This is a genomic window from Methylibium sp. T29-B (assembly GCF_000576225.1).
GTDB lineage: Bacteria > Pseudomonadota > Gammaproteobacteria > Burkholderiales > Burkholderiaceae_C > Methylibium > Methylibium petroleiphilum.
This window is the reverse complement of record NZ_AZSN01000210.1, coordinates 1-4,914: the sequence shown is the minus strand read 5'-3', so window position 1 is coordinate 4,914 and position 4,914 is coordinate 1. Positions and strand designations below refer to the sequence as shown.

4 protein-coding genes and 1 pseudogene are annotated in these 4,914 nt (G+C 64.4%); 4 read left to right on the top strand and 1 reads right to left on the bottom strand.

What is annotated here, in order from left to right; genetic code table 11:
* The first annotated feature begins 197 nt into the window (after positions 1 to 197).
* The 4 genes from ubiA (at position 198) to Y694_RS19665 (ending at position 3,116) form a co-directional block, all read left to right on the top strand.
* Complete coding sequence (ubiA, locus tag Y694_RS19680; RefSeq protein ID WP_036235653.1) at positions 198 to 1,121, top strand: 4-hydroxybenzoate octaprenyltransferase; 924 nt, start codon at positions 198 to 200, stop codon at positions 1,119 to 1,121.
* Between the two features lie 4 nt (positions 1,122 to 1,125).
* Positions 1,126 to 1,833 carry a hypothetical protein gene (locus Y694_RS24495; RefSeq protein WP_152543583.1) on the top strand — a complete coding sequence of 236 codons (708 nt, stop codon included), beginning with the start codon at positions 1,126 to 1,128 and terminating at the stop codon, positions 1,831 to 1,833.
* A gap of 70 nt (positions 1,834 to 1,903) precedes the next feature.
* Positions 1,904 to 2,491, top strand: a complete 588-nt coding sequence (locus Y694_RS19670; RefSeq protein WP_197028829.1) for a hypothetical protein — start codon at positions 1,904 to 1,906, stop codon at positions 2,489 to 2,491.
* An 85-nt stretch (positions 2,492 to 2,576) separates the two neighbouring features.
* Complete coding sequence (locus Y694_RS19665; RefSeq protein WP_036235646.1) at positions 2,577 to 3,116, top strand: hypothetical protein; 540 nt, start codon at positions 2,577 to 2,579, stop codon at positions 3,114 to 3,116.
* Positions 3,117 to 3,336: 220 nt separating this feature from the next.
* Here the strand turns inward: Y694_RS19665 and Y694_RS19660 are convergent.
* Positions 3,337 to 4,637, bottom strand: a pseudogene (locus Y694_RS19660) (Glu/Leu/Phe/Val family dehydrogenase).
* Positions 4,638 to 4,914: the final 277 nt, after the last annotated feature.

The following is a 4,914-nucleotide window of genomic DNA, read 5'->3' as shown; positions in this document are numbered from 1 at the left end:
GGCACGGTGCCGCGACGGCAGCGAGGAGCAGCCCGCCAGCCCGAGCCAGGCCAGCAGCATCGCCACCCGCCACAGCGTCAGCGGGACAACGCGGTGGCGAGGGCGCGGATTCGGCAGGTCGGACGCGAACGAGGGCATGGCGGCGGCTTCGCGCCGATGGTGCCATGCCGCACCCATGCGCCCTACACTCGCGGCCGATGTCCGCTGCGCCCGCTCAAGCACACCCGCCTTCGCGCCTGACGCTCTACCGCCAGCTGATCCGCTGGGACCGGCCGGCCGGCTGGCTGCTGCTGCTGTGGCCGACGCTGGGCGCGCTGTGGCTCGCCGCGGGCGGCTTCCCGGGCTGGCACCTGCTGGCGGTGTTCACGCTCGGCACGGTGCTGATGCGCAGCGCCGGCTGCTGCATCAACGACGTCGCCGACCGCGAGTTCGACCGCCACGTGAAGCGCACCGCCGAGCGGCCGGTGACGCGCGGCGCGGTGTCGGTGAAGGAGGCGCTGGCGGTCGGTGCCGTGCTGGCGTTGGCCGCGTTCGCGCTGGTGCTCACCACCAACGCGCTGACCATCGCGCTGTCGTTCCCGGCACTGGCCGTCGCGGTGGCCTACCCCTACGCGAAGCGCTGCGTGGCGATGCCGCAGGCGGTGCTGGGCGTGGCCTTCAGCTTCGGCATCCCGATGGCCTTCAGCGCGGTGCGCGGCGGCGACGGCGCCTGGAACCTGGCTGCGCTGAACGCGGCCGTGCCCTGGTGGGCCTGGGGCCTGCTGATCGGCAACCTGTTCTGGGTGCTGGCCTACGACACCGAGTACGCGATGGTCGACCGCGACGACGACCTGAAGATCGGCATCAAGACCTCCGCCATCACGCTGGGCCGCCACGACGTGACGGCGGTGATGAGCTTCTACCAGCTCTACCTGCTGGTCTGGGGCGCCATCGGCTTCTGGCAAGGCCTCGGCGTGCCCTTCGCCGCCGGCCTGGCCGCGGCGGCGGTGCAGGTGGCCTGGCACCACGCGCTGATCCGGGACCGCAGTCGCGACGGCTGCTTCAAGGCCTTTCGGTTGAACCACTGGGTGGGGTTCGCGGTGTTTGCAGGGATCGTGGTGGATCTGATGTGTCACGCGTGATGCGTTGCGTTGGGTGATCCAACGCGGCCTGAGTGCTCTCAAGGGTTCGTGGCATCAGGATTTGCATGACCTAGCGATTGACGTCGGCTACGTGCGCCCGGTAGTGTTGCCATGTCCAAACCTTGGCCGCAAAGACGTGACACCCGCTGATCTCGACGCAATCAGAAGCCGAATTGGACGCGCGTTTGCTGCGGCGCAAGACCCGTTCGGTGCCGGCTACCAGACTTTCTATCAAGCTTCCGGCACGGACTTCACAACTAGCTTCAGAGCCTTGGGTGTGAAGGATCCGAAACAACTCGAGGACGATTTCCTAAACCTGTTCATCTGGACTTGGAGCCTCAAGGACTACCTGAAATCAGTTTTCGACGCCAAAGGCCTTAGCGGCAAGGCGGTAGAGGAAGAAGTCAACCGGTGCCCCGCTCTCACCTATGTCGCGGACATTGCCAACCGAGCGAAGCACGGCTCTCTCCGCGAGAGTAGATCTGGGCAATTTGCAGAGCTCGTGGACGTTGGGTTCGACGCCCCACAAGATTCAATCGATCGGATCACAGTCGCGGGGCGGGATGTCACCCTAGACATCAAAAATATTCAGTTGATCCAGATCCATGCCACGGTAGCCACGAATACTGGCGCCAGACTTGACGCACTGGCAGTCCTCAGCGACGCGATGCACTGCTTGGAAACACGAATTCGTCCCAGCATTGCGGCCTAATCATTCCATCAAGCCGCAGGCCACAGCGAGCCGTGGCCTGCGGCTCATGTCAAACATGGACTTCGCGAACTTGATGCAACTCGACACTCTCTTTGAAACCCTCGTCGCGAAGCCAGATGTAGCTAACGCCGTGGCCGCAATCGGCAGCGCCGTCCTAGCCGCGGCCGCTTGCCTGATTTCGCTTGTCTCGCTCTATGTCTCCCACAGGACCGCAAAGCATCAAGAGACGCACGACAGAATGTCTGTTCGACCACTTGTCTACATTGGTGTGGGTGACTACGAGAACAGAATTTACGTAAAGATTCAGAACAACGGCGTCGGTCCCCTCATTCTCAAACGCATCACCATTGATGGCGCATCCGAACCGGACAAGCCATTGATCCACGCGATGCCAAAACTCCCTCCGATGGCGGCATGGACGAACTTCGTAGAGGACATCTCCAGCAGAAGCGTCCCTCCAGGAGGTGAAGTGTTTCTCGTTGACCTTGAGGAAAGCAGCAGCGTCTCACGTGCTTATTTCACACTGGCTCGCGACTCGGTTCGGGTTACGTTGGGCACTTTGACGATCAAGGTCGAGTACACCGATATCTACGAACAGCATCTTCCAGTTGCTGTACGGAAATTGAGCTGGTTTCATCGTCACAGTCTGGCGGCTTGAACGCACGACGCCAATTGATTCGAGCGGCCTCGGTTAGCTCGAACGTTAAGCGTCACGGGCGACCTGTCGCGCGATCTTGCCCTCTATGAAGACACCCGAGCAGTTGCTTAGAGAGAGTGAGGACCGCCTCAATAAGGCGCTCTCGGACTACGAGGCGCCACCAAGCAGTACTCTCGCTCGGGAGTTTTATGAGCTTCGCGTTCAGGCTGCCATCTTCAACTACGACGTGTCCTTTGACGTCGTTTCAATTTGGCATCACGAGCCTGCAGGCTTTGCGGAGAAGGTCGCGCTCAAGGGACTCATTCATAAGCTGTACGAGTACGACCAACTATTGAGCAAGCACCTCGTGGCACGCATGCTGGCGCTTGCGCGCACCCGCGGAGTTGTCATCGAGAGCGCGGACATCAAAGCGGAGCGAAAGAAGTGGAAGGAACAACTCCTGCAACTGCAGCATTGGTCGGATTTGCGCAACCAAGCGACCGGCCACTATGGGCGCGATATTGCCACTCAAGTCGCGCTCCTAAAGCAGGTTCGCCGAGAAGAAGTAATGAACGTTGTTGCCGCCTTCCTATCGTTCAACATTGCCGTGCTCAAGGTGCTAGAGAATGCCGGACGGGCACGGTGATGCCTAACCATTCGCATATGGACCTCCCCGCAAAAGCCGAGGGCTGATTCAACGGAGAGGGCACGGAGGGCTGCAACGGCCGTCGTATACCCGACTTCTATCGCGGGCTGTGCACTGCGAGCCCATGTCGAGATGGAATCCGCTTCAGCGCGACGCTAATCGTTCGAAGCCCCAGGCGCGACGTTTACGGTCGGCGCCATTCGGCGCCCGCCGCACCACCTCAGGGATACAACCCCCGCTCCTCCCGCGCAATCAGGATCCGCTCGCACGCCACCGCAAAGGTCGCCGTGCGCAGCGTGATCTTGTGCAGGTCGGCGGTGTCCCAGATGCGCCGCAGTGCGTCGACCATGATCTTGTCGAGCCGCACGTTGATCTCGTCCTCGGTCCAGAAGAAGGACGAGAAGTCCTGCACCCACTCGAAGTAGCTGACGGTCACGCCGCCGGCGTTGCAGATGACGTCGGGCACCACCAGCACGCCGCGGTCGCGCAGGATGTCGTCGGCCGCGGGCACCGTGGGGCCGTTGGCGCCTTCGAGCACCAGCCTGGCCTTGATGCGCGCGGCGCGCTCGGCGCTGATCACGCCCTCCAGCGCCGCGGGGATCAGGATGTCGGCGTTCACGTCCCAGAACGATTCGCCGTCCATCGCCTCCGCGCCCTTGAAGCCGCCCACGCCGCCCACCTGCTTCACGTAGGGCACCAGCTCGGCGAGGTCGAGCCCCTTGTCGTTGTAGATGGTCCCGGTGTGGTCCTGCGCCGCAACGATCTTCGCGCCGGCCTGGGCGAACAGCTCTGCAGCGGAGCCGCCCACGTTGCCGAAGCCCTGCACCGCCACACGGGCGCCGTCGAGCGCCAGGCCGAGGCGGCGCGCCGCCTCGCGGCCGGTGACGAACACGCCGCGGCCGGTGGCCTTCACGCGGCCCAGCGAGCCGCCCAGGTGGATGGGCTTGCCGGTGACGACGCCGGTCGCGGTGGCGCCGGTGTTCTGCGAGTAGGTGTCCATCATCCAGCCATGATCTGGCCGTTGGTGTTGACGTCGGGCGCGGGGATGTCGCGCTGCGGGCCGATGATGATGCCGATCTCGCTGGTGTAGCGGCGCGTCATCTTCTCCAGCTCCTTCTGGGAAAGCTGCTTCGGGTCAACGCGGATGCCACCCTTGGCGCCGCCGTAGGGCAGGTTCACCGCGGCGCACTTCACCGTCATCCAGGCCGACAGCGCCATCACCTCTTCCAGCGTCACGTCGGGGTGGTAGCGCACGCCGCCCTTGCCGGGGCCGCGGCTCAGGTTGTGCTGCACGCGGAAGCCCTCGAAGTGGCGCACCGAGCCGTCGTCCATCTCGATCGGCACGTCGACGATCAGCGCGCGCTTGGGTCGCTTCAGCGTCTCGGCCCATTTGCCGAGGTGCCCCAGGTAGGGGATCACGCGATCGACCTGCGACAGGTAGGTCCCCCAGGGGCTGGTGGGTGACGGCGTGACGTAGGAGAGGAAGCTGCTCAGCTGCGTGGGGTCGGTCTTGGCGCTCATGCGGTGTCCTTGTGGGGTCTGGATGACGCCGCGTTCGTGGCGCGGCCACGAGACTTTAGGCGCCGTCGCACCGCTGCGCCTACCGGGTTGATGCCGGGTTTGCATGCCTGCCGCGGGCGGCGTTCATCGACGCGGCCCCCTCGCCCCGGCCCTCTCCCCCGGTGGCCGGGGGAGAGGAGGCACATCGGCTCAGCCGCCGAACTCGTCGCCCAGCTCGACCGCGCGGCGCTGCGCCGCACGAACGGCGCGCACGATCGCCGCCGGCACGCCGTCGGCC